The organism is Pyramidobacter piscolens W5455, assembly GCF_000177335.1.
Lineage (GTDB): Bacteria > Synergistota > Synergistia > Synergistales > Dethiosulfovibrionaceae > Pyramidobacter > Pyramidobacter piscolens.
Genome location: NZ_ADFP01000128.1, coordinates 1 through 24,914, shown reverse-complemented (window position 1 = coordinate 24,914; position 24,914 = coordinate 1). Strand labels below are relative to the sequence as shown.

The following is a 24,914-nucleotide window of genomic DNA, read 5'->3' as shown; positions in this document are numbered from 1 at the left end:
ACCTCTTGCGGAAAAACAAATCTGTGGTAGAATACTATGATAATGCCATGAGCATTAAGCGACCGCTCCCGGTCGAAAGCGTTCGGCTCACGGGAACGCAGATGTTCCGGGAGGCGGCGCAGCAGTACCGTAACAGGTAACAGAAATATGGAGGTTAGCAACAGAAACATGTCGTACAACGAAAGACTGAGAAAAGCGTCAAAGTATTGCGAGCGCAACGGCAGTTACCGCGTGATCGCCGGCTGCGGCGAGAAGAAGCTTCTGCTCGTCCGCAACGCCACCGGTTACGTCAGAACCGCCCTGCTCGGCGAGTAACATTTCCCCCGCGAGGGGAAAGCTTTACGACTTTTCAACGCCTCGCTCCTTCGGGATCGAGGCGTTTTTTTATGGAGCGGACGAACGTCTTGCCAAAACGGCGTCTCTCGTATAAAAATAAAGCGTCGGGGAGGTGAAAAACATGACGAACAACGACAGTCTGCGCGCCTTGAGCGACCGGCTGCGCAGTTTCTGCGAAGAGCGCGACTGGGACCAGTTCCACAATCCCAAAGACCTGGCCATCGGCATTTCCACAGAGGCCGGCGAGTTGCTGGAGATCTTCCGTTTCATGAGCGCGGAGCAGCAGGCGGCGCTGCTGGCCGGAGACGAAACGCGCGAGCACATCGAGGACGAGCTGGCCGACGTGTTCTTCTTCGTGCTGCGCTTCGCGCAGATGAACGGCGTCGACCTCGGCCGCGCGCTGGAACGCAAAATGGCGAAAAACGCGCGCAAGTACCCGGCGGACCAGTGCCGCGGCGACAACCGCAAACGGTGAAAGCGAGGTGCCCACGTGGAAATACGCGATTTCTGGAAGGCGACGCTGAGGCAGGACGCCGCTTCCATGCGGAAGTTCTTCGCGCCCGGCGCCAGCGTGCGCTGGCACAACACGAACGAGGCGTTCAGCGCCGAAGAGTTCATCGAAGTCAACTGCGAATATCCCGGCGCGTGGGACGGCGAGGTGGAACGGGTCGAGAGGATCGGCGGGCTGATCGTCACGGCGGTCCGCGTTTTCGCCGCGGACCGTGGGGCGTCTTTCCACGTCGTCTCCTTCTTCCATGTGCGGGACGGCAAAATCGTCTCCATCGACGAGTACTGGGGCGACGACGGCGCGCCGCCGCAGTGGCGGCTGGACAAAAAAATCGGCAGAACCATAAAATGATTCTCGTTCCGCCTTGAACTCGCGCGGGGGCCACGAGGATAAAATGCGGCGCGGCCGCCGGTCGGAAAATTTTTCCGGCCGGCGGCCGCGCTTTTTCTTGAATCACGCTTTCGTTTTCGGCATCAGAATCTCGCGCGCGGCTTTGATGAAACGGTCGGTCTCGATGGGGACGCGCAGGCCGAGCGTGAAGTGCCGCTCGTCGATGCAGGGAGGAACGATGATGAAACGCCGCCGCAGCTGGGCAGCCAGCTCGGGAGCTGTGATGTCGTCGCGTTCGAGGCGGCAGAGCACCCAGTTGGCGTCGCTGGGCAGCGGCCGCAGGCCGGAGATGCGGCGCAGGCGCCCGATCAGGCGCGGCATCAGGCGCGTCACCGCGTCCACGGTGCTGGAACGGAACGGCATGATGTGCTCGAGCGCGGGCGCGAGATAATGGGCGAGCGGGCTGAGCGCGGGCGCGAACTGGCGGGCGCGCAGGGCGGCGATCCAATTCTCGCCGCCGACGGCGTAGCAGAGAGGACAGAGGGCGAGGGCCAGCGAATCGGTGAAAGAGCGGATCAGCGCGGCGCGCGGCTCGCGGCGCAGCCCCGACCACAGCGAGTTGGTGATGCTGCCGTAGGTGAAGTCGACGGCCCGTTCGTCGAGGATCAGCCAGCCGCCGCCGGCGAGCCAGCGGTCGAGTTCGGACAGCAGCTCGGCGGGCGGCATGAGGGCGGCGGACGGAAAGGCGGGATTGCCGAGGATGAGCAGGTCGCAGCCGTCCAGCGCTTCGGCCAGCGCGCCGCGGGGAATGCGGTAATTGTGCTTGAGCGGCAGCGCGAATTTTTTCACGTCCAGTCCGCAACGCTTCAGGACGCGCTCGTACGAGCGCGGACACGGCACGGGCAGCAGCGCGCGGCGCGCTTCGCCGGCGCTGGCGGCAAGCAGCGCGATCAGCTCTTCTTCGCGCTGCGAGACGGCGATTTGTCCGCCCTGCACTCCGTGGCGCAGCGCGATGGTCTGGCGCAGCGCGGTAAAGTCGGGATCGACGGGCGCGCCGCACTGGTCGCGAATGGCGGCCGTCAGCGCCGTTTTGATGGCTTCCGGCGTGCCGAGCGGATTGGCCCGCACGCTGAAATCGAGAATTTTGATCACGACGCCGCCTCCTCTGCCGACAGATTTTATTCAGTATACCTCAAAATCCGGCGGATGAAAATCGACGGGACCGGACTGAGCCGCCGCAAAGAAGCGACGTGTTCCGATCAATATGCTTTTGCGCAATAAGCAACAACAAATTGAATTTGTTTCGCTTTACTCAAGGATAAAAATCGCCTATGCTCGTGCCATCCCGGAACGGAGGGGGAATCAAAGTGACTCTTGACGAAAAACCGGCGCAACTGAACAGAACACAGGCGGAGCTTCTTCTCGCGGCAGTGATCGTCGCCCGCTCGGGATCTTTCCTGCTGTCGAAAATCGTCTTGCGCCGCATGACGCCGCTGAATCTGCTGTCGGTACGCTTCGTGATGGCTTTTGCGCTTTTGGCGCCGATCTTTTGGAAAAGAATTTTCTTCGCCGGCTGGAGCGCTGTCCGGCGCGGTCTGCTGCTGGGCGGCATCTTTATCGCCACCATGGCGGCGGAACTGCTGGGGCTGCGCACGTCCGATTCGTCGCGCATTGCCTTTCTGGAAAATTCGGCGTTCGTCTTCGTGCCGTTGTACCAGGCGCTGCTTGAACGCCGCTGGCCCGGCCGGCGCTCCGTCGTTTGCGTGCTGGCGACGCTGACGGGCATCGCCTGCCTGACGCTGCGCGGCGGCCTGTCGGGATTTTCGTCCGGCGACCTGTTCGGCGTGCTCGCAGCCATGCTCTACGCGCTGGCCATTATCGTCACCGAACGTTTCGCCCGCCGTCACGATCCGCTCACGCTCGGGCTCATTCAAGTGGGCGGCATGGCGCTGTTCGCCACGATTGCAGCGTTCTGTTTCGGCTCGCCGCGCCTGCCCTCCGGCGGCGTGGAATGGGGCTCGATCGCCGGGCTGGCCGTGGTCTGTTCGGGCTTTGGCTTCACGCTCCAGCCGATGGCCCAGCGCGGCACCACGGCGGAACGGGCGGGATTCTTCTGCGCGCTGGCCCCCGTCAGCGCGGCCATCCTCGGCTGTCTGTTCCTGCACGAGTCTTTCGGCCTGCAGAGCCTGATCGGCGCGGCGCTGGTCATGACCGGCATCCTGATCCCACACTTCTGGAAGCGATGAATCGCGAAAAATCCGGCATGACGGCATCTTGTGCGACGTCACGGGCGAGGGGAGAACGTCGTAAGAAGCCGTCCCGGTCATTTTTCCGAGGCGGCTTCCTGTTTTTCTCATTCCGTCGCCGATGGCGCCGGTGACGGTTGGAACGACAAAGATGTCAACAAACAACAGCGCATGAAAACTAAAATTTTATTTTCTGTGATACAATGACAAAGAGAACCCTATCTTTACGAAATCGGGAGAAAACATGGAAAACTATCTGCCCTGGATCACGGCGGCCTGCTCGCTGGGAGCGGCGGCCGCCTGCGTCGTCTTGCTCTTCGCCCAGAAACGCGGCCGCATCGCCACGGAAGACCTGCTCATGGAACTGCTCCAGCAGGAACTTTCCGAGCAGAGCGAAGAGGCGCTGCGCCGCAGTTCGGAGATGCGCCGCGAGCTGAACGAGACGCTGCGCGCCAGCTCAATGAGCCTCACCGAGTCGGTGCGCGCCATCGGCGACCTGCAGGCCGACCGCATCGAACGGCTGGAAAAACGCAGCGGCGACCTCAACGCCGCCGTGGACAAACGCCTCGAATCGCTGCGGACCGACCTGCTCGGACTGCGTCGGGAAAACCAGTCACAGCTGGAAAAGATCCGCGCCGGCGTGGAAGAGCGCCTGCAGGAGACCATCGACAAGCGTCTGGGCAGTTCCTTCGCGCTCGTGCAGCGGCAGCTCGAAGCCGTGCAGAAGGGGCTGGGCGAGATGCGCAGCCTGGCCGGCAGCGTCGGCGATCTCAAGCGCGTGCTCACCAACGTCAAGGTGCGCGGTTCCTGGGGCGAAGTGCAGCTGCGCGCCATCCTCGAACAGATCCTTTCGCCCGAGCAGTACGCCGCCAACGTGGCGATCCGCCCCGATTCGCAGGAGCGCGTCGAGTACGCCGTGCGCCTGCCCGGCGGCGGGGACGGCGCGCCGCCCGTGTGGCTGCCGATCGACAGCAAGTTCCCGCTGGAAGATTATCACCGCCTCTGCGACGCCTCGTCCCGCGGCGACGAGCAGTCCGCGGCCGCGGCGCGCGCGGCTTTGCTCAGGGTACTCGAAAGCGAAGCGAAAGACGTCTGCGAAAAGTATATCGCGCCGCCGCACAGCACCGATTTCGCCTTGATCTTCCTGCCCATCGAGGGACTGTACGCCGAAGTGCTGCGCGACCCCGCCGCGGCCGAACGGCTGCAGCGCAAGTACCGCGTCGTCGTCGCCGGCCCCGCCACGCTGGCGGCGCTGCTCAGCAGCCTGCGCATGGGCTTCCGCACGCTGGCGATCCAGCAGCGCAGCGGCGAAGTGTGGGAACTCCTGGCCTCCGTACGCGGCGAGTTCGGCAAATTCGGCGAAGCCCTCGACAAGGCGAGGCGCCAGCTCAACGCCGCCGCCTCGTCCATCGAAGAGACCGGCCGCCGCACCCGCGTCCTGCGCCGCCGCCTCGACGCCGTGGAGCATCTCGCCAACATGACCAATTTTCAGCTCTGCGGCGAAGAAAATGTTGAAGCCTCTGAATCGGAAGATCGTGCTGATTCTTAAGAGCCCCTCTCGAAACCCGGTCCTCTGTCTCGCCAACGGCAAGCGCTCCGGTTCGAATGGGAAAATCCCGTTATCTTGAAGGAAACAACGTTCCGAAAGACTGAAACAGCCCGATAAAAAACTCTCTCCGGACGCCTCGGACGACATGTGGTGTTTCCTGCCAATTCCTGCTGCGGTTATTTTGACACTTCGACATTCCATGATATACTGACTTATATCATGATATTATCTTTTATAAAAATACTGTCATTAAAGATAGATTATGCTTTTCAAGGAGGAAATATGGATGAGCACTCACGAACAGAGTTCCGCGTTGAAAGTTCACAAGCTGACGTTCTGGGAAGCGACGATGATCGTCGTCGGCGCGAATATCGGCTCCGGCATTCTCGGGCTGGCCTATTCGAGCCGTAAGGCCGGCTGGCCGATTCTGTTGCTATGGCTGATTATAGCCGGCATTTTCACGACATTCTCAATGCTGTACGTCGCCGAGACGACATTGCGCACGGAAAAACCTCTACAACTCCCCGGACTGGCTGAGCGTTATGTCGGCAAACTGGGAGCCGTGCTCATCTTTATCTCTGTGGCGGCCAACTCGATCGGTTGCATGATTGCCTACATGACCGGTAGCGGCAATATTCTTGCTAAAATATTCGGCATTCCCAATCAAATGGGCAGTCTGCTGTTTGCTATTCCTGCCGTCATCGTCGTCTGGCTGGGTCTGAAGGCCACCGGAGTCGCCGAAAAAATCATCAGCACTGGCATGATGGTCATGGTCGGCGTGATTATCGTGGCTTCGTTTCTCTCCGACAAGGCGAATGTGAACAGCGCTCTCTACGCCAATTGGACGTACGCCGTGCCTGTATTTAACGTCGCGATTTTCTGTTACATCGCTCAGTATGCTGTGCCCGAAATGGCTCGCGGCTTGCGCCATGATCCTCGGAAACTGCCCAAGGCCATCACCACGGGCATGTTTCTCACCGCCGTGCTGTTGGCTCTTGTGCCTCTGGCTGTCATCTCTCTGACCGGCCCCGAAAAAGTCACGCAGGTCGCCACGATTGCTTGGGGTGAAGCCCTTGGTCAGTGGGCTTTCTTCATCGCCAACATCTTCGCCCTGTGCGCTATGATGACTTCTTACTGGGCCGTCGGCGGCAGCTTCCTGACGAACATCGTCGACATGTTCCATTTCAAATCCGAGACCGATTTCATGACCCGGCTCGTTTCGGTGATCTGCGTCTGCGTGCCTCCCTTTCTGCTGGCCTACAGCGGCATGGTTGGCTTCGTCGACGCAATTTATCTGGCCGGAACATTCGGCGGCGTGATCATGTCCATCCTGCCCGTGATGATGCTGAATAACTCGCGCAAAAGCAGCGACATCGAACCACATTGGAAGTGCGGCTGGTACAGTGCCGGCTGGGTTCAGGCCCTGCTTATCGTCCTCTTCTGCGGTGCGGCTGTCTACGCAATTTTCGACCTCATGGGCATTCTTCCGAGCGCTTGGTAAAGCGGGTGTGCTGAATGCAAGTTTTAGGAAAAGACAAAGTTATTTTCTCTTTTAATCAGGACAACAAAGTTGCGTATTTTGTCGATGACGGCGAAGTTTTCACCGTCGAAACCGACGACTGCTACAGTGGGCAGATCAAAGATTCCAGCGTGTTGCGCCCCGACATCGACATCTCCATCATGGACTGTTCGGTCGGTCCGATTTACGTTAACGGTGCCGAGCCGGACGATGTGCTGTGCGTCGAGATCCTTGGCATTGATTTTGCGCCGCAGGGCGTAATGGTCACGTCGCCGGGACTGGGAGTGCTTGGCGAGAAGACGGAAAAAGCCAATACGAAAATCATTCCGATCAAGGACGGCTATGCCCACTTCAGCAAGGATATCATCCTGCCGCTGACGCCGATGGTGGGCGTGATCGGCGTGGCGCCCCGCAGCGGCGACATTCATTGTGCCGTGCCCGGCGATCATGGTTCCAACATGGACACGAAAGTCATCACCGTCGGTTCCAAAGTTTATCTGCCTGTGGCCGTCAAAGGGGCATTGCTGGCCGTCGGCGACTTGCACGCCTGCATGGGCGACGGAGAACTCAGCGGCACCGGCATCGAAACGGCCGGCAAAATCCTGATGAAAACGACCGTGGTCAAAGGAACGCGCCTCGAACGTCCTATGGTGGAGACAAAAGACGGCATGTACACGATCGCTTCCGCAAAAGAGTTCAAAGATGGCGTGCATACCGCCGTTGAAGACATGGTCAATTATCTGATGAGAAAAACTGGACTGGGATTTCAGGACGCGTACCGCCTTCTCAGCGCCACCTGTGACATTCAGGTCAGCCAGGTAGTCAACGATTTGCACACGTTCCGCGTGCGCGCCCCCAAGGCGCTCCTGAAACTGGGCGGAATCTAGTTTTTCGCCGAACATAAAGGAACTGAAACAGACTTTTTAAGACAACACGCAGCCCGCGGGCGTCTTCGGAGAAAATTCCAGAGCTGCCCGCGGGCTGTGTTTTTCGCGAGATTCTGACGCCGATTCCCAACTTTGCTGCGCTTATACTATTTCTCAATAAAAATGCCGAACTCAGAGGCATTGCGAGGGAGATTCACACAGCGAGCTGCGCAGCATTCGAGACAGTTCTGAGCGACTGAACTCTCTCGCAGCGCCCGGCAAACTATGTTAATGCTTTTTATCAAGAAATAGTATGATACTGATTTTCAATGAAAAGGTATCGTTGAAAATGCTGATGATTATCTCCAACGCCGGCGCACAGTGCGGTCGCTATACGCGGATTTCTCCAGACGGGAATATTGTGCTGAACTTGCTTGCGAAGCAAGGAATCGAAGGCGGGCTCTTCGTCTTGACTGCGCACATGACGATGGCTATGGCGATTATCTCCATCCTTGCGCTCGTTTATTTTAAAGGCCACAAGGCAAAGAAAGGCGGCGCTGTTCGTCTGGAGACGGAAAAGCTCACAAGGAAACAGGTTGTCGCCCTTGTCGTCTTCGTTCTGGTTGTCTTGTGCGTCATCGTCCTCAAAAAGGATTCCGGATTCATGGGCATTGTCGGCGCCGTCGTTTTGATACTGATCGGCGTGATCGACGAAAAATCCGCGTTCAAGACGATTCCCTGGAATATCATCATGATGGTTGCCGGCGTCGGCATGTTGATGAATATTGTCATCATATCGGGCGGAATCGATATTCTGACAGGCGCGATTGCCGCACTGACCTCTCCTGTCACGGCGGGCGGGGTTTCCTGTATGACGGCAAGCGTCATGTCGTGGTTCTCATCGACCCTGGGCGTTGTCGTGCCGACGCTGACGCCGGCAGTCTCCAAGCTGGCCGCAGAAATCGGCGGCAACGTCACGGCCATCGGGCTCCTCAGTTCTATACTGATCGGTTCTTCCAGCGCGTGTTTCAGTCCCGCGTCTTCCGTTGGCGGCGTGATCTTGTCTACCGTTGTCGGAGACGAGAAATCCAAAGGAGTGATCGATGAAAACAAAACATTTGTAGTGTTGTTCATTCCGGTCCATCTGCATGGCGATTATCTTATCTCTCATCTCGATTACGGGGCTCTACAATATTTTTTCGTAACGGGATTCCTGTTTCTTTGGGAATTTTTGCTGCGGCGGTTTTTGTTCCGCGCTGGCGGGGAACCCTTTTCGGTGCTATAATGCTGTCTGCAATGAGCCGTTGGAGTGCCGACGTAAGTCCGGTTGCTTCAGCGGCTCGTTTTATTTTGCGCGGAGCCGCGCTTCGCCCGAAAGGAATGGAATTCGATGCCGAAAACGAAACTGCAGGAACTGATCTTTACGCTGATGATGGTGCCCGTCATGGTGACGTGGATGGTGCTGTACAATCTCTGGCTGTCGCCGCAGGGACTGACAGGAGTGTCGGCGCGGACGGGCGCGACGGTGCTCGAACTCTGCGCTCTCGCGCTGGCAGTGGAGTTTCCGCTGATTTCGCCTGCGGCCCACGCGATCGCTTTTCGGATCGTGCGACGGACAAGCTGCTCTCCGACACTGCTTCCGGTCGTCGTGGCGCTGTGCATGGTCAGTCTGATGTGCCCTTACATGAGCTTTATGGCCATGCTCTTGCAGCGCGGACTGCCGGCCGAATGGGCGTCGGTCTGGGGAGGAATGCTGCGGGTCAATTATCCCATGGCGCTGGCGTGGCAGCTTCTGGTCGCCGGCCCTGCCGTGCGGGCGACGTTCGCTTCTTTGCAGAAGCGCTTCTGGCCCGCGGGCGCTCCGGCCGCATAGCGCGCGTCTCAAGATGCCGCCGGCTTTATCACCGCACAACGACAGCTTTTCGAAAAACTCTTGCGTCGACGCCCAATCTGTGCCAAGATACCCGCCAATCAAACAGCGCAACTTTTATCAAGAGTCAGGGGAGAGAGTCAGCTCGACGATCCTGCACCAACCTGCCCGCACGGGAAAGGTGGTCCGGCTGACAGCGATGAGGGGAAAGCCTCGGAACGGTCTTTTGAAGCCGCCTTGTCGCACGACAGGGCGGCTTTTTCGTCGTCTCGATAAAACGCGCGGGGGAGGAAGAGAGCGATGATTCAACTGAGCGGCATCAAAAAAAGCTATCCGGCCGCCGACGGCGGCGCGGTCGCGGCGCTGGACGGCGTCGATCTGGCCGTCGGCGACGGGGAGATTTACGGCGTCATCGGCTATTCCGGCGCGGGCAAGTCCACACTGGTGCGCTGCGTCAATCTGCTCGAGACGCCCGACGAAGGGCGGCTTGCCGTCGGCGGTTTTGGAACAGTCGAGGCCCGTGGCGGCAGGCTGCTCTTCACGCCCGAAGGAGGGGCCGCGTCCCCCCCGATGAGAGAGACTGACCTGCGCCGGCTGCGCCGCGGCATCGGCATGATCTTTCAGCACTTCAATCTATTGGACCGCAGCACCGTTTTCGAGAACGTGGCCTACCCGCTCAGGTATTGCGGCATGAAAAAGGACGGAATCGAACGCCGCGTGCTGGAACTGCTGGAGTTGGTGGAGCTGCGCGACAAGGCGGACGCTTATCCTTCGCAGCTTTCCGGCGGCCAGAAACAGCGCGTCGCCATTGCCCGCGCGCTGGCAAACAATCCCCCGATCCTCCTCTCCGACGAGGCTACCAGCGCCCTCGATCCCGACGTTACCGAGTCGATCCTGACGCTGCTCAAAAACCTGAACCGCCGCCTGGGCGTCACGATCATCCTCATCACCCACGAGATGGCGGTGATCAAGTCCATTTGCCAAAAGGTGGCGGTCATGGAGAGCGGGCGCGTCGTCGAGGAAGGTCCCGTGTACGACGTTTTCTCGTCGCCGGCGGAAGTCGTCACGCGCCGCTTCGTGGCGGCCACGTCGGGGCTGGGCAGCTTCGGCAAGTTGATCGCCGGCGGCTCGCCGCTGGTGCGGACGGACGAACGGCGGCAGCTCGTCAATCTGGTCTTCACCGGCGACTGCGTGGGCGACGCGCTGATCTCGGAAACGTCGCGGCGGTTCTGCGTCGACCTCAATTTGGTGCTGGCCAACGTGGACCTGCTGCAGGGGCGTCCGCTGGGCTACACGGTCGTGATGGCGCAGGGCGAACCGGAGAACATCGACGCCGCGCTGGCCTATTTGCGCTCGCGCTCCGTCAGGGTGGAGGTGATCGAAAATGCCCGCGTTTCTTAAAAGCTGGGCGCCCAACGTCTGGGCTTATCGCGTCAAGTTCCTGGCCAGCGTCGAAGCGACCGCGCAGATGTTTTTGATCGCCGGCGCGTTCACGCTGCTGTGCGGATTTTTCTTCGGCATCCTGCTGACGGTGACGAGAAAGGGCGGCATCCGTCCGAACGCGGCGCTGTTCCGCGTCGTCGACACTTTCATTAATATCTTCCGTTCGATTCCTTTCGTGATCCTGCTGATCTTCCTGATTCCCTTCACGCGCGCTGGTCGGGACGGCGATCGGCGTGAAGGGGGCCGTCGTGCCGCTGGTTTTCGGCGCCGTCCCCTTCTTCGCGCGGCAGGTGGAGACGGTGCTGGTCGGCGTGGACCCCGGCAAGATCGAGGCGGCGCGCAGCATGGGCAGCGGCACGGCGGGCATCGTCTTCCGCGTCTGCCTGCCCGAGGCCGTGCCCGAGCTGATCCGCGTCGTCACGATCACGGCCATCAGCCTGATCGGCCTCACCTCCATGGCCGGAGCGGTGGGCGCGGGCGGCATCGGCGGCTTTGCCATCAACTACGGGCAGAACCTCCATCATCAGGATATCGTCAACGTCTGCGTAGCGGCGCTGCTCGTCGCCGTTTCGCTTCTTCAGGCGCTGGGCAGCATGATGGCGCGGCGAACCACCAACCGGCGGCTTTTCCGTCCCGGGCTTCGTGTCAGAAGGTAACAGCGGCGGATTTTCCGCCGATACAAGATGTTTTTAATTTATTTACGGAGGAATTTATCATGAAGAAATCGCTGAAAGTTTTCGCCTGCACCGCGGCCGCGGTTTTGGCCGCTTCGTCCGCCCCCGCCGCCGTGCGGATCGGCATCCCCGACGACGCCACCAACGGCGCTCGCGCCATCAAATTGCTGGAGACGGCCGGGCTGATCACCGTCGACCCCGCGGCCGGATTTTCCCCCGAGCTCAAAGACGTGACCGGTTCCGTATATGACGTGGAAATCGTGCCCACCATGGCCAACACGCTGCCCTCCACGCTCGACGATTTCGGCGCCAGCGCCATCAACGGCACCTACGCGATCCCCGTGGGGCTTGTGCCTTCGCGCGACGCGCTGATCATCGAACGACAGGGAGAGGACGGCGAAAATCCTTTCGTCAACGTGATCGTGGCCCGCTCGGCCGACAAAGGGAACGAGACCTATCGAAAGGTCGTCGACGCCTACCATAGCCAGCTCGTGGCCGAGTACCTGCTGGTCAAGTACAAGGAAGCCTTCTTCCCCGCTTTCGCTTACAACAAGGATTTCACGCCCGCCTCGGATTTTCCCGCGTCCATCGATGACTACCGGTCCGACCGCGCCGGCAAGACCGTCGTCAAAGTCGGCGTATGCGGCTCTTCCAACGGACAGTGGAACGCCGTGCAGAAAATCCTCGACGAGAACGGCGAGAAGATCTTCATCGAGCTGGTCGAATTCGACGCCTACAATCTGCCCAACGAGGCCCTGAACAGCGGCGAGATCGACCTCAACGCCTTCCAGCACAAAGCCTATCTGAACAAGGAAATCTCCTCGCAGGGCTACGCGATCGAAGCCATCGGCGACACGCTGATCGCGCCCCTGTCGCTCTATTCGCGCAAGGCGAAGACCCTCGACGAGCTCAAGGCGCTGGCCGGCAAAAAGTGACCCCCCACGCGAAAAATTTCGCCAAGCCTCTCGCCGCCGCGCGCTGGAAGACAAACGCAGCCACAAAAAAACCTTTCGGACGGAACGTTCCGTCCGAAAGGTTTTTTGTCTTCGACGCGCGTTTTCAACTGACGCGGACTACATCGTATGATACTGGCACTTGCCGCGGGCGATGTCGAAAAGGTCGCGCATATAGCTGCAGAGACGCAGTTTTTTGGGATAGCAGAAATAAAAATGCCGCTCGAAGCCGTGACAGCGCAACGGATAGCATTTGGTCAGCGTCTCCACGCGCGTGTCTCCCTGAATGTAGCCGTAAGGACAGACCATGACGGCGTTGAGCTGGGCGGTGACCAATTTGGCGGCTTCCATGTTGAACAGTTCGAGAAGCACGCGCGGCTCGAACTGGCACAGCTGGGCGAGGTGGTTCTGGATGGTGCGCACGCTGTGCCCCGAGGTGAGGTTGACGAAGTTTTCCTCCCGCGCTTCGCTCAGTTCGATTTCGGTCCCCTGGCCGATGCGGCGGGAAATGGCCGTCTGCTTGGAGGCCATGAGGACGATCTGTTCGTTTTCCAGCAGGCGGTATTCCAAGTCGTTCTGCTTCGACGCGGTGGTGATGAAGGCCACGTCGCAGCCGCCCTTGCTGAGCAGTTCCTCGAGTCGGACGGAGGGCAGCTCCTTCAGCTCGACGGTGACGAGCGGATAGCGGGCGAGAAAAGCGGGCAGGATCTGCGGCAGCAGGGAAATACTGCGCTGCGCCGAAATGCCGATGCGCAGCGTGGCGCGGTGATCGTTTTTCATTTCGGCGATCTCGCTGAGGAAATTCCGCTCGGCCGTCATGATCTCGCGCATGCTTTCGACGTAGCGTTGGCCGGCGTAAGTCAGCGTCAGCCGTTTGGCGCGGCGGTCGAAGATCGGCAGCCCCAGTTCGTCTTCCACGGCTTTGACGGTTTGCGACAGCGAGGGTTGGGAGATGAGGAGTTTTTTTGCGGCCGCGGTGATGCTTCCCTCCTCCAGAATCGTCATGATATAAGAAGCGTGTTTCAGATTCAATCGTGCCGCCTCCTTAAAATGTATACTGTATAAATATCTTTGACCATAATTGTGAACTTATGGGCGCATAAAACTTTTAGTATTGGCATTTTCCCCCAAAAAGTTGAATAATAAAACCAGCTTCATCAACTCAATCTCGTATATAGAGGAGGAATTGCAAGTGAAAAAGTTCGTGTACGCGCTGTTGGCCATGTCTCTGCTCGGCGTCGCGGCCGTTTCCGCGGGGGCCGAAGAGTGGAAGTTCACCCGCAAGATCGACGTGGTTTGCCCCTGGGGCGTGGGCGGCGGCGCCGACAGCACGATCCGCCCCATGGCCAAGCTGCTCAAGGACATCCTCGGCGTCGAGGTCGAGGTCGTCAACGTTTCCGGCGGTTCGGGCGTTAACGGCGTGGAATACACCTACAAACAGCCCGCCGACGGCTACACCTTCATGCTGGGCACGCAGAGCCTGATCATGCAGGACCTGCAGGGAGCCACCTCGATGAACTTCCGCTCCGAGTTCATTCCCGTCGCCAAACTGGTCCACTCGATCAACATCATCGCCGGCTCCAAGAAAGCCATGGATCAGAAGGGCTATCACAGCTTTTCCGAGATGATCAAGTACGCCAAGGAACATCCGTTCGAGATCAACGTGGGCATGCTCACCGCCACGGGCGCCGACGGCGCTTCGCTGCGCCAGACGTTGGCCGGTCTTGACGTCAACGAGGTGCCCTACTCCGGCGGTTCCGAGATGAACTCCGCGCTGGTGGGCGGCCACATCGACATGATGATCACCGGCACCGACGAGATCGCCGGCCTGATCCAGGCGGGCGACATCGTGCCGCTGTGCGCCATCTGCGAGAAGCGCATGAAGCTCTACCCCGACATGGAATGCACGGGCGAGCTGGGCATCGATTCCTTCATCGGCACGTGGCGCGGCATTTTCGCCAAGGCCGGCACGCCTCAGCCCGCGCTCGACGCGCTGGTCGCCGCCATTGAGAAAGCCGTTCAGACCAAAGAATGGCAGGATTTCCTCGTGGCCGGCGCATACGACGAGCGTCCCGGCTTCGCGGGGCCCAAGGAGTTCGCCGAGCTGTTCGAGAGCGAGTACAAGACCTTCACCGAATATCTGAAAGCCGAAGAAGTTTTGAAGAAAGATTACTACGCCAAGTAGTTCATCCTGCACGCCTCGATCACAAAGAGGGGGGCTTTACCGCTCCCCTTTTTTTCTTTGCGGTCCCAACGTTTATTGTAGCACAAGCTCCCTGAATCCCTGAAAGGTGGTGCGGATCAGTGTTCGAACTGATTCTCAACGTTCTGCTGTGGCTCGGCCTGGCCTATACGTACGCGTTCCACGTGCTGGAGGCGCCCGTTCCCGCCAAGGTCCTGCGCAATCCCTACGCCCTCAAGCCCGACGTGTGGCCAAGCGTCATCATCATTCTGCTTCTGATCTGCGTAGCCATCAACATCATTCGCATTGTCACGAAGAACAGGGGCAAGGCGGAATTTTCGCTGGGCGCCTTTTTCGCCTCCATCGGCGGATTTTTCGCCAGCCGCCTGTTTCTCGGCATCGTCATCGTCGTGGCGGCCTGCTTTGTGCTCGAACCGCTCGGCTTTATGGGCACGTGCTTTCTGATGCTGTTCTTTTACGGCGTGCTGCTGGGCGAACGGAAGATCGCGCGCCTGCTCGTCTTCTCGGCACTGATCACGCTGCTCCTCTACGTGGTCTTCAGCGTCCTGCTGTCGGTCAATCTGCCCCGCGGCACCATCCCTCAGGCGCGCAACTTCGCGCTCTGGCTGGAGTCCCTGGTGTCCCAGGCTCAATCTCTTATCTAGGGGTGAAGCGGAATGTCGACTTTTGCACTGTTACAGAGCGGTTTCAGCGTCCTCATGGAGCCTTATGTGTTCTTCATGGTGGTCATGGCCATCGTGATGGGGACGATTTTCGGCGCCCTGCCCGGCGTCAGCTCCACGATGGCCGTGGCGCTCGGGCTGCCGTTTACGTACAGCATGGAACCCGTGCCGGCCATCGTCTTCCTCGTGGCCATTTACTGCTCGGCCATCACCGGCGGCTCGATCACGGCGATCCTGTTCAAGATCCCCGGCGTGCCCTCCAGCGCGCCGACGACGTTCGACGGCTATCCGATGGCGCAGCGCGGCGAAGCCGGCAAGGCGCTGGGCGTGGCCCTCGGCGCTTCGGCGATCGGCGGCCTGGTCTCGGCGTTCTGCATGTTGCTGCTTTCGCCGCAGCTGACGCAGGCGGCGCTGTCTTTCGGTCCTTCCGATCTGTTCGCGATCACGTTCATGGGGCTGTCGATCCTCGCCTGCCTCGATTCGTCCAACATCCTGCGCACGATCATCTCCGGCCTGATCGGTCTGCTGCTGGCCTGCGTCGGCCAGGACAAGATGTACGCCGTGCAGCGCATGACCTTCGGCTCCAAAGAGCTGCTGGCCGGTCTGGAAATGATCCCCGTGCTGATCGGCATTTTCGCCGTCACCGAAGTGCTCAAGCAGACGCGCAAAAGCGATCGGCTCGACGCCAAGCAGGGCGTCGGCGGCGGTCATGTGGACACGAAGATGCCCTCGCTGGCCGAGTGGCTCAAGATCAAGTGGGTCGTGCTTCGCTGTTCCATCATCGGCACGATCATCGGCATTCTTCCCGGCGCCGGCGCGACGATCGCCTCGTTCCTGTGCTACTCCACGGAAACGAAGCTCTCCAAGCATCCCGAGAAGTTCGGCACCGGCATCATTGACGGCATCGCCGCATCCGAATCGGCCAACAACGCCGCCACCGGCGGCGCCATGGTGCCCCTGCTCTCGCTCGGCATCCCCGGCGGCAACGCCGCGGCCGTGATGATGAGCGCGCTGGTGCTCAAGGGCGTGCAGCTCGGGCCGCTGCTGCTCACCAACCAGCCCCAGTACCTGAGCGCCACGTTCGCCTCCATGCTCGTCACCAATATTCTCATGGTCGTCGTCGCCATGGGCATCGCCAAGGTTTTCGCGAAGATTCTCGCCATCCCCTACAGCTATCTCGGCCCGATCATCGTCATGCTGGCCATCATCGGCTCCTACGCCACCAACATGAGCATCGCCGACGTGAAGATCATGGCCGTCGCCGGCATCGCCGGACTGATCTTCGCCGTCTGCCACTTCAACAGCGCCGCCATGATCCTCGGCCTGGTGCTGGGCGAGATCTGCGAGAGCAATTTCAGCCGCGCCTACACGATCTCGCGCGCCGACCTGGTGGGCATGTTTTCGCGCCCCATCGCCGGCTCCCTGATGGTGCTCAGCGTCGCCCTGCTGGTCTACCCCATCGTCGCCTCCTTCTTCGGGAAAAAGAAACCGTCGGCGCACGCCTGATTTTGTCCGATCAAGCGCGGCGCTTCCCCGGCCGCGCTTTCTCCTTGGAATTATCGTAGAAATCCTGTCAGGAGGTCAAAGCCATGGAACTGAAAACCACCGGCGTGGCCGGCACGCTCGAGTCCAGCGACGTGATGGTCACGCTCGAGCCGGCGCCGTCGGGCATCAGCCTGAACCTTGAAAGCACCGTCGTCAACCAGTACGGGCGCCAGATCAAAGAGACCGTGCTCGCCACGCTGGCGCGCCTCGGCGTGAAAAACGCCGCCGTCACCGTCAACGACCACGGCGCGCTGGACTGCACCATCACGGCGCGCGTCGAGTGCGCCTATTATCGCGGCTGTCAGCGCGACGCCGACGGACCGTATCCCTGGGGAGGCGAGATCAAGTGATCCCCCGCCCGAAACCGGAAAAGTTCCGCCTGCGCCGCACGATGATGTTCATGAACGCGCAGAAGCCCGGGCTGATCAAAGACGCGTACGTCTACGGCGCCGACTCGATCATGCTCGACCTCGAAGACGCGGTCGCCGAGAACCAGAAGGATGCGGCGCGCTTTTCGCTCTACCATGCGCTGAAAAGCATCGATTACGGCGACACGGAAGTGCTCGTGCGCATCAACGGCCTCGACACGCCGCACTGGAAGGAAGACATTCGCGTCGCCGTCGCCGGAGGCGCCGACGGCATCCGCATCGCCAAGACCGAAAGCGCCGCCGACGTGCAAACCGTGGACGCCGCCGTGACCGAAGCCGAGCGCGAGTTCGCCGTCGAAGAAGGGCGCACGCTCCTGATGGCCGCCATCGAAAGCCCCAAGGGCGTGCTCAACGCCTACGAAATCTGCGCCGCTTCGCCCCGCCTGTTCGGCATCGCCCTTTCCGGCGGCGACTACCGCAAGTGCATGCAGGTCAAGCCGGTCCCCGGCGGTATCGAGATGCTCGCCGCCCGCGGCCAGATGCTGATCGCCGCCCGCGCCGCCGGCGTGCAGTGCTTCGACACCGTGTTCACCGACCTCGACGACGAAGCGGGCTTCCGCGCCGAAATGCAGCAGAACAAAGACATGGGCTTCGACGGCAAGTCGCTGATCAACCCCCGCCAGATTCGCATCGTCCACGAGATGCTGGCGCCGACGCCACAGGAAATCGCCGCCGCCGAGGCCATCGTCGCAGCCTATCGCGAAAACGCCGCCAAAGGCGTCGGCGTGTTCACCATCAACGGCAAAATGATCGACATCGCCTTTGTGCCCGGCGCCGAGCGCGTCATCCAGCTCGCCAAGGCCAGCGGCGTTTACGAGGGGGATCTCTAAAATGCTGAACGCAGTCGGCCGGGAAATTCCCGAAGAACTGATCGCTCAGGGCTGGAAACCTTACGCGGGAGCTCACGCCCGCGACGGCCAGTACATAAAAAAACAGGGCCCGCGCACGCGCATCTGCGAAAAGCCGCGGGAAAGCAAAATCGTCGCCTCCATCCGCGAGGCCATCGTGGCGTGCGGACTCAAGGACGGCATGACCGTTTCCTTCCACCACCACTTCCGCGACGGCGACTTTGTCGTCAACATGGTCATGCAGGAGATCGTCGCCCTCGGCCTCAAAGACATCACCATCGCCGCCTCCAGCCTGGGCTCGGCTCACGATCCCGTGGCCCGGTACATCGAAGACGGCGTCGTCACTGGCCTTCAGACCAGCGGCATCCGCGGGCGGATGGGCGAAGTGGTGTCCCGCGGCAGGCTGAAGACGCCCGCGATCCTGCGCAGCCACGGCGGCCGCGTGCGCGCCATCGAGGAGGGCGACGTGCACATCGACGTGGCCTTTATCGGTTCTCCCACGTCCGACGAGTACGGCAACTGCCGCGCCGTCGGCGGCAAAAGCGACTGCGGCGTGCTCTCCTACGCCGTCGTCGATTCGGAATACGCCGACAAGGTCGTCGTCATCACCGACACGCTCGTGCCCTACCCCAACTTTCCCGCTTCGATCCACGGCGTCAACGTGGACTACGTGGTAAAAGTCGACGAGATCGGCGATCCGAAAAAGATCGCCTCCGCCGCCGCGCGCATGACCCAAAATCCCCGCGATCTGATGATGGCCGAGGCCACCGCCAAGGTCATGGCCGCCACGCCGTGGTTCAAAGACGGCTTCAGCTTCCAGACCGGCGCGGGCGGCCCTTCGCTGGCCGTGAACCGTTTCATCGAGCCGCTTATGCGCGAGCGCGGCATCAAAATGAGCTTCGCCATCGGCGGCATCGCCGGCCCCATCTGCGAGCTGCAGCGCAAGGGGCTCGTGGGCTGCGTCGTCGACACGCAAGATTTCGACACCGGGGCCATCGAAGACATCCGCACCAATCCCCGCCATTACGAGATCAGCGCCGGCGAATACGCCAACCCCGCCAACAAGGGCGCCTTCGTCAACAAGCTCGACTTCGTCATCCTCGCCGCGCTGGAGGTCGACGTCGACTTCAACGTCAACGTCATCACCGGTTCCGACGGCGTGCTGCGCGGCGCGCCCGGCGGCCATCCCGACACCGCCGCCGGCGCCAAGTGCACCGTCATCGTCACGCCGCTGACCCGCGGCCGCATGGCCACCGTCTGCGAACGCGTCGTCACCGTCACCACCCCCGGCGAGTGCGTCGACGTCGTCGTCACCGATTACGGCGTCGCCGTCAACCCCAGACGGCAGGACATCGTCGCCTGCCTCGACCGCGCCGGCGTCAAGCACGTCAGCATCGAAGAGCTTCAGGAAAAAGCCTACGCGCTCGTCGGCCGCCCTGATCCGCTGCAGTGGAACGACAAAGTCGTCGCCATCCTCGAAGCCCGCGACGGCACGATCCTCGACGTCGTGCGCGAGATCGAGCCGTACGAAAGATCGTAACGCGCCGCGCTCCCCGCGAGGGCTTGTTCCCGCTTTCGCGGCATAATCGAAGCGGCATTTCGCCAAGTTTGCGTACTTCACCCCCGAGCCCTGAAAACTGGAACTCCCGAAAAAAAATCTCGCCGCCGTCCCTCGCGAAAGAGCGAGGGACGCGGCAGATTTTTTTTCGCCGGGCGCCGGAAAACCTTTCTTCTTCCATTCCTCCATGCCTTCGCGATACCTTTCGCGCGGGCGTCCATTTTTCATCGAGACGATGAATTTAAATAATCTTATACGAAATAATTATCTTATCCCCCCCCCCGAGCCGAAATTAACTTAATAATCAGGTTTATTATAAAGATAAACATGTTACCATGAATTTGTTTTGTTGTTTCTGCAAAATACGTTTTCACCCCACAATTCCGTGGATATTTTTTGAAGTTCCAGAAGGAGGAAATTTTTGATGGGAAAGGGAAACACGCATGGTCCGCACCGCTCCGCTCCCGAGGCGCACGGGACGAAAAGAAATTCGTCGGCCGTCCTGAAAGGCGGCGCGCTGGCGGCCGTGGCGCTCGGCCTGATGCTGCTGCGCCCCGTGCCGGGAACGGCGGCGGAGGCACATTATTACAGTGCCAACTCTACGAAGACGGAAGCCGGCAGCAACTATGCCAATGACGGCGCCAAAGCGGCCGACAGCATCGTCGTCGGTATTTCTTCCACATCGGAAGGCATCAACAGCACCGTCCTCGGGAACAACAACACACTGGCAGGCGTCAAAAATGGAAGGAACAACAGCATCGTCGCCGGTCAGAACGTAGAGGTGGAAGGCGTTCATAATGCCGTATTCGGCACGGATTATAATAATTACGACCATAAGTTGACAAAAGTCTTTGGTGAACAGAATACGGTCATCGGTGTCGGAAACCTGGTCGGCTATACGGCGGAAAAAGATCCGTCCGATTCGACAAAGTGGATCTACACCAAGAACTCCAGCGGCAGCGACCAGAATGTGGCCGTCGGCCTGACCAACACGGTGAACGGCGGGAGCGTCGTGGTAGGCACCAGTTCCGTATCCAATAGTCTGGGAACGTCTGTCGGTCATGGAAATACTATTATCGGTATGGGCGATGGCGGCGGACAGCGAGGTGTCGCTGTGGGGAGCAATCTAACCGTCAAAGGCGAAGAAGCCGTAGCTATCGGCACAGAGGCGAAGGCGAATGCGGACTGGACGATTGCCGTGGGGTCAAAAGCTGATGCCCAGAATGCAATGTCCATGGCCTTGGGGTACGATTCTCAGGCCAGTGTCAAGTACGGCGTGGCACTTGGCGCCTGGAGCGTAGCTGATACCAGTAGCGGCGAATCCGGGTATGACCCGTCTACCGGGAAGAAATCCATAAACGCGGATAAGGCGTGGCAATCCAAATTGGGCGCCCTTTCCATCGGCGACAAGACGAATGGGCTCACCCGCCAGATCACCAATCTCGCTGCCGGTACGAATGACACTGATGCGGTCAATGTGGCACAGCTGAAGGCGGTACAGGCTGCCAGCGTAGAAGCGGCTAAGACTCATTATTACAGCGTCAACGATAGAAATGGACAGTTGAGTTTTGCGCCGAACTATAATAATGATGGAGCGAAAGGAACCGCATCGATCGTTGCCGGACTGGGGTCTTCCATCAACGTGAACAGCGAGCCGCAGGGAGCGACTGCCAGCATTTTCGGCACGATGAACACGATCAACGCAAAAAGCGGTGAGCAGTATGACGGTGTGGCAAACAGCATCGTCGGTACCGTCAATGTTACCGACCATGCGAATGCGTCCCTCATTTTCGGCGCGGGGAACATCATCAAAAATTCCTACGGCGACTTGAAAGACAAAGATGGAAACGATTTCAATCTGATGGAAATTGCCCAAATAGCTCAAACCGGGAATACGGAAGCACTGGCAAAGAAGCTGGGCGAATATGTTTCCTCCAGCGGCGGCGCGGTCCTTGCCATCGGCGGCGGCAACGTCGCCGATTACGCGACGCATTCCAAGCTGGTCGGCATAGGGAATACTTTGACCGGCGAGGACGACAAGGAAAGCAAATTGAACATGATCGACGGTTTCGGAAACACCGGCCAAAATATCAATAACGTCACCGTCATCGGCTCGGGGAATGGGGTAGCAGACACCGACGGCGCCCTGTTGCTGGGCGACTACCGGCAGCTGAACGGCGCGAGCGGCAGTATCGTCCTTGGCTCCGCTGACAAACCGGGTACGGGGGCGGCCGGTTTGTCGGTGACGGACAAGAAGAATGTCGTGGTTCTTGGTTACAACGCCAATTCGACCGTAGAAGGCGGCGTGGCCCTCGGCAGCGGCTCCGTAGCCTCTGTCGACAAGGGCGTCGTCGGCTACGATCCCACCCCTGGGGCAGACCACGCCAACGATACGACCGGCGTATGGAAATCCACCGCCGCAGCCGTTTCCGTCGGCGCGGTGACGATCACGGGAGGAACGCCAGTCACCCGCCAGATCACCGGCGTCGCCGCCGGCATCAACGACACCGACGCCGTCAACGTCGCCCAGCTCAAAGCGGGCAGGACACATTATTATAGTGTGAATGATGCCGGACATCATGTTTCCAATTACAATAATGACGGAGCCAAAGGCGGTATGGCACTGGCTGCCGGTGCCGGTGCGGCTGCCAATGGTACCGCTTCTGCGGTGACAGGTACATTCTCCCGTGTGGATGGCGACGGTACAAAGGGATTTAAAAGCGGATTCCAGGGGGCAACTGCATCCGTTTACGGTGCGTTCAATACTGTCGGCGCAAAGACCGACGTGCAGTTTGACGGCGTGGCAAACAGTATCGTCGGTGTGGCGAATAAGACGGAAAATACGAATGCGGCACTGATTTTCGGCGCAGGAAATAAGATAACCAACTCTTATCGGCCTTTGGATATGGCGTCAGCTATTCCGCTGGCAAGCGGTTTACAGACTGCCATGGATACAGGAAATACGGATGACATGATTTCGGCTTTAGGAAAGATGGTCAAGACCAGCGGGGGCTCCGTTCTTGCTATCGGCGGTGCCAATACAGCAGATTATGCCCAGCTTTCCAAAGTAGTTGGTGTGGGAAATAAACTCACCGGTGAAGATGGCAAGGAAAGCAAGCTGAACATGATTGATGGGTTCGGCAATACCGGTAATAAAATCAATAATACCACCATTATCGGGTCTGGCAACGAAGCGGAAAATACAGACGGCGCTATTGTCCTTGGCGATAGGAGGAAATTGACCGGAGCAAATCACAGCGTTATCTTAGGATCCGGCGATGCGACGGATCCGACCGGCACAGCGGCTGCGGCCATGGTGACGGATAAGGCGGAAGTCGTTGTCCTGGGCCATAAGGCCAATGCCACCGTGGAAGGCGGCGTGGCGCTGGGCGCAGGTTCTGTTGCCAATCGCGCAGCTTTCACTACAGAAATGAAAGGCGTTTTCAGTAAGTTTGACTTAAACGGCAAAACGGCCGGTGCCGTTTCCGTGGGCACGACGGATAAACTGCGCCAGATCATCAACGTCGGCGACGCCACGGAAGCTACCGACGCGGTCAACCTGCGCCAGCTGCAGGCGGTAAAAGATTCTTTGAATACGACCATAACGGGGAGCAAAGTTCATTTCTTCTCCGCTAAGGGCGGCAGCGGCGAAGAAAACTATAATAATGACGGCGCTACCGGCGACCGCGCACTGGCAGTCGGTGTAGGGGCGAAAGCAAGCGGCTTGAAAGCGGCGGCTCTGACCGGCGGCAACGCTTCGGGAGATTTCTCTTTCGCAGTAGGCAATGGCGCGCAGGCGAAAGGCTGGGGTTCTGTTGCTGTCGGTGCAGAAACTTTGGCTGAAAAGCAGGGAACTGTGGCGATCGGGCACGGTGCGAAAGCGTACAGCCTTGAATCTGTTGCATTAGGCTATAATACACAGGCAGGAGCTCCGGCAGGACAGCCGGGGGCGGGGAATTCAGCGCAGACTGCTATGGGCAGCGGTACGATCGCTACCGGCGGAGCGGCTACCGCGTTCGGCTATGCGTCCGTGGCCAGCGGCGCTCACGCCATTGCCGGCGGCGATCAGGCTAAGGCGACCGGGCAGGACTCCGTGGCGTTAGGAAAAGGCACGGAAGCGTCCGGCACATGGTCGGTAGCGCTTGGCAGTGATACGAAAGCTACTAATTATTGGTCAACTGCTATGGGGGTTGAAACGCTCGCTTCCGGAGAAACTTCCACGGCAATGGGAAATAATACAATCGCCAGCGGATCCGGCTCTACTGCAATGGGGTATGGTACGACAGCAGCAGGCGGCTGGTCTTTGGCAAGCGGCGCCTGGTCACAGGCAAACGATGATTATTCTACCGCCATGGGATATAACAGCAAGGCAAATGCGAAGAACAGTTTCGCCGTCTCCGGCGGCGTCGTCGAACTGAACGCCGCGAACGCCGTTGCGATGGGCAAAAAAGCTACGGCCAAGCTGGCTGACAGCGTCGCCCTCGGTAGCGCTTCGCTGGCCGATACGGCGTTCGGGAAAGACGGTTACCTGAAGGGCAACAATACCGGCGCGGTCTGGATATCGACGCACAATGCGATTTCCGTCGGCAATTTCGCCGGCGGCGTGACCCGTCAGATTACCGGCGTGGCCGCCGGTACCGAAGAGACCGACGCGGTGAACGTGGCCCAGCTCAAGGCCGTGGAAAGCAAGATCGCCGAAACCGGCGCCACGGTGAACAAGGGGCTCACCTTCAAGGCTGATACCGGAGAAGTCACCAAGAAACTCGGCGAGACCCTCCACGTCGCCGGCGACGGCACGAACACCGAAACCAAAGTCGGTGACGGCAAAGTCGTCGTCGCCCTCAAAAACGAACTGAAATTCGGCGTCACGGGGACGACAAACAAACTCACCATCAACAAAGACGACAAAGGAACGATCAACGGCCTGACCAACACCGCCCTCGACACCGGCTGGGGCGAAGGCAGCAGAGCCGGACAGGCCGCCACCGAAGGACAGCTCAAACAGCTCGCGTCGACGTCTGTCAGCGCCCTGCAAAGCTGGGACGCCCAGATCGACGGCGTGAAAGTGAAGACCGTCAGCAAGACCGACAACGTCCTCAACTTCAAGAAAGGCAGCAACATCACGCTGAGCGACGATTCCGGCGCTATCAAAGTAAGCGTCGTCGACGCTCCCGTCTTCGCCGGCAAAGTCACCGCCAAAGGCTTCGACGCGACCGGCCACAAGATCGTCAACGTCGCCAAGGGAGACGTCACTCAGACCAGTACCGACGCGGTCAACGGCTCGCAGCTGTGGGGCGTCTCGTCGAGCGTCGCCACCCACTTCGGCGGCGGCTCCACGATCAACGCCGACGGCACGGTCTCCGCGCCGACCTACAA

Annotated in this window: 22 protein-coding genes and 1 riboswitch; of the genes, 19 read left to right on the top strand and 3 right to left on the bottom strand. The window is 59.9% G+C overall.

The window, feature by feature from the left end:
• Window positions 1-168 precede the first annotated feature (168 nt).
• From HMPREF7215_RS13420 to HMPREF7215_RS11140, 3 genes are all read left to right on the top strand, one after another.
• Window positions 169-315 (top strand): hypothetical protein, encoded by a 147-nt coding sequence (locus HMPREF7215_RS13420; protein WP_009166005.1) that lies wholly within the window; start codon window positions 169-171, stop codon window positions 313-315.
• Between the two features lie 142 nt (window positions 316-457).
• Window positions 458-811: a nucleotide pyrophosphohydrolase gene (locus HMPREF7215_RS11145; protein WP_009166004.1), complete on the top strand. Its 354-nt coding sequence runs from the start codon at window positions 458-460 to the stop codon at window positions 809-811.
• Window positions 812-826: 15 nt separating this feature from the next.
• The gene (locus tag HMPREF7215_RS11140) at window positions 827-1,195 is read left to right on the top strand and encodes a nuclear transport factor 2 family protein (RefSeq protein ID WP_009166003.1); all 369 of its coding nucleotides are present in this window, start codon (window positions 827-829) and stop codon (window positions 1,193-1,195) included.
• 102 nt (window positions 1,196-1,297) lie between these two features.
• Here HMPREF7215_RS11140 and HMPREF7215_RS11135 read toward each other — a convergent pair whose 3' ends face one another.
• On the bottom strand, window positions 1,298-2,326 hold the full coding sequence (locus tag HMPREF7215_RS11135) for an aminotransferase class I/II-fold pyridoxal phosphate-dependent enzyme (protein ID WP_009166002.1): 1,029 nt from the start codon (window positions 2,324-2,326) through the stop codon (window positions 1,298-1,300).
• A 215-nt stretch (window positions 2,327-2,541) separates the two neighbouring features.
• On the opposite strand from HMPREF7215_RS11135, the gene HMPREF7215_RS11130 reads away from it, so the two are divergent.
• The 7 genes from HMPREF7215_RS11130 to HMPREF7215_RS11100 all read left to right on the top strand — a co-directional run bounded on the left by HMPREF7215_RS11130 (window position 2,542) and on the right by HMPREF7215_RS11100 (window position 10,625).
• On the top strand, window positions 2,542-3,420 hold the full coding sequence (locus tag HMPREF7215_RS11130; protein ID WP_009166001.1) for a DMT family transporter: 879 nt from the start codon (window positions 2,542-2,544) through the stop codon (window positions 3,418-3,420).
• A 244-nt stretch (window positions 3,421-3,664) separates the two neighbouring features.
• Window positions 3,665-4,969, top strand: a complete 1,305-nt coding sequence (locus tag HMPREF7215_RS11125; RefSeq protein ID WP_009165999.1) for a DNA recombination protein RmuC — start codon at window positions 3,665-3,667, stop codon at window positions 4,967-4,969.
• 286 nt (window positions 4,970-5,255) lie between these two features.
• Window positions 5,256-6,470, top strand: coding sequence for an aromatic amino acid transport family protein (locus HMPREF7215_RS11120; protein WP_009165998.1), 1,215 nt, complete (start codon window positions 5,256-5,258; stop codon window positions 6,468-6,470).
• A 14-nt stretch (window positions 6,471-6,484) separates the two neighbouring features.
• Complete coding sequence (locus HMPREF7215_RS11115) at window positions 6,485-7,375, top strand: acetamidase/formamidase family protein (protein ID WP_009165997.1); 891 nt, start codon at window positions 6,485-6,487, stop codon at window positions 7,373-7,375.
• Between the two features lie 328 nt (window positions 7,376-7,703).
• Window positions 7,704-8,639 (top strand): SLC13 family permease, encoded by a 936-nt coding sequence (locus tag HMPREF7215_RS11110; RefSeq protein ID WP_198004610.1) that lies wholly within the window; start codon window positions 7,704-7,706, stop codon window positions 8,637-8,639.
• A 105-nt stretch (window positions 8,640-8,744) separates the two neighbouring features.
• Window positions 8,745-9,227: a DUF2798 domain-containing protein gene (locus HMPREF7215_RS11105; RefSeq protein ID WP_009165995.1), complete on the top strand. Its 483-nt coding sequence runs from the start codon at window positions 8,745-8,747 to the stop codon at window positions 9,225-9,227.
• A gap of 111 nt (window positions 9,228-9,338) precedes the next feature.
• A riboswitch (SAM riboswitch) is annotated at window positions 9,339-9,430 on the top strand.
• 94 nt (window positions 9,431-9,524) lie between these two features.
• Complete coding sequence (locus HMPREF7215_RS11100; RefSeq protein WP_009165994.1) at window positions 9,525-10,625, top strand: methionine ABC transporter ATP-binding protein; 1,101 nt, start codon at window positions 9,525-9,527, stop codon at window positions 10,623-10,625.
• Between the two features lie 24 nt (window positions 10,626-10,649).
• Here HMPREF7215_RS11100 and HMPREF7215_RS13715 read toward each other — a convergent pair whose 3' ends face one another.
• Window positions 10,650-10,817, bottom strand: coding sequence for a hypothetical protein (locus HMPREF7215_RS13715; RefSeq protein ID WP_198004609.1), 168 nt, complete (start codon window positions 10,815-10,817; stop codon window positions 10,650-10,652).
• Between the two features lie 83 nt (window positions 10,818-10,900).
• On the opposite strand from HMPREF7215_RS13715, the gene HMPREF7215_RS13710 reads away from it, so the two are divergent.
• Together HMPREF7215_RS13710 and HMPREF7215_RS12565 are read left to right on the top strand one after the other, a co-directional pair.
• The gene (locus HMPREF7215_RS13710) at window positions 10,901-11,323 is read left to right on the top strand and encodes an ABC transporter permease subunit (RefSeq protein ID WP_009165993.1); all 423 of its coding nucleotides are present in this window, start codon (window positions 10,901-10,903) and stop codon (window positions 11,321-11,323) included.
• 59 nt (window positions 11,324-11,382) lie between these two features.
• Window positions 11,383-12,276 carry a MetQ/NlpA family ABC transporter substrate-binding protein gene (locus tag HMPREF7215_RS12565; RefSeq protein WP_009165992.1) on the top strand — a complete coding sequence of 298 codons (894 nt, stop codon included), beginning with the start codon at window positions 11,383-11,385 and terminating at the stop codon, window positions 12,274-12,276.
• 138 nt (window positions 12,277-12,414) lie between these two features.
• Here the strand turns inward: HMPREF7215_RS12565 and HMPREF7215_RS11080 are convergent, their stop codons facing one another.
• Window positions 12,415-13,326, bottom strand: a complete 912-nt coding sequence (locus HMPREF7215_RS11080; protein ID WP_009165991.1) for a LysR family transcriptional regulator — start codon at window positions 13,324-13,326, stop codon at window positions 12,415-12,417.
• 160 nt (window positions 13,327-13,486) lie between these two features.
• Here HMPREF7215_RS11080 and HMPREF7215_RS11075 point away from each other — a divergent pair, with 160 nt between their 5' ends.
• From HMPREF7215_RS11075 to HMPREF7215_RS13705, 7 genes are all read left to right on the top strand, one after another.
• Window positions 13,487-14,479, top strand: a complete 993-nt coding sequence (locus tag HMPREF7215_RS11075) for a Bug family tripartite tricarboxylate transporter substrate binding protein (protein WP_009165990.1) — start codon at window positions 13,487-13,489, stop codon at window positions 14,477-14,479.
• A 119-nt stretch (window positions 14,480-14,598) separates the two neighbouring features.
• Window positions 14,599-15,141 (top strand): tripartite tricarboxylate transporter TctB family protein, encoded by a 543-nt coding sequence (locus HMPREF7215_RS11070; RefSeq protein ID WP_009165989.1) that lies wholly within the window; start codon window positions 14,599-14,601, stop codon window positions 15,139-15,141.
• A 12-nt stretch (window positions 15,142-15,153) separates the two neighbouring features.
• Window positions 15,154-16,665, top strand: a complete 1,512-nt coding sequence (locus tag HMPREF7215_RS11065; RefSeq protein ID WP_009165988.1) for a tripartite tricarboxylate transporter permease — start codon at window positions 15,154-15,156, stop codon at window positions 16,663-16,665.
• Window positions 16,666-16,748: 83 nt separating this feature from the next.
• Window positions 16,749-17,054 carry a citrate lyase acyl carrier protein gene (gene citD / locus HMPREF7215_RS11060; protein ID WP_009165987.1) on the top strand — a complete coding sequence of 102 codons (306 nt, stop codon included), beginning with the start codon at window positions 16,749-16,751 and terminating at the stop codon, window positions 17,052-17,054.
• On the top strand, window positions 17,051-17,962 hold the full coding sequence (locus HMPREF7215_RS11055) for an aldolase/citrate lyase family protein (protein ID WP_009165986.1): 912 nt from the start codon (window positions 17,051-17,053) through the stop codon (window positions 17,960-17,962). Before citD ends, HMPREF7215_RS11055 begins: the two co-directional genes overlap by 4 nt.
• 1 nt (window position 17,963) lies before the next feature.
• On the top strand, window positions 17,964-19,520 hold the full coding sequence (gene citF, locus HMPREF7215_RS11050) for a citrate lyase subunit alpha (RefSeq protein WP_009165985.1): 1,557 nt from the start codon (window positions 17,964-17,966) through the stop codon (window positions 19,518-19,520).
• Window positions 19,521-20,064: 544 nt separating this feature from the next.
• The coding region (locus HMPREF7215_RS13705; RefSeq protein WP_232205562.1) for a hypothetical protein at window positions 20,065-24,914 on the top strand (4,850 nt) is incomplete at its 3' end.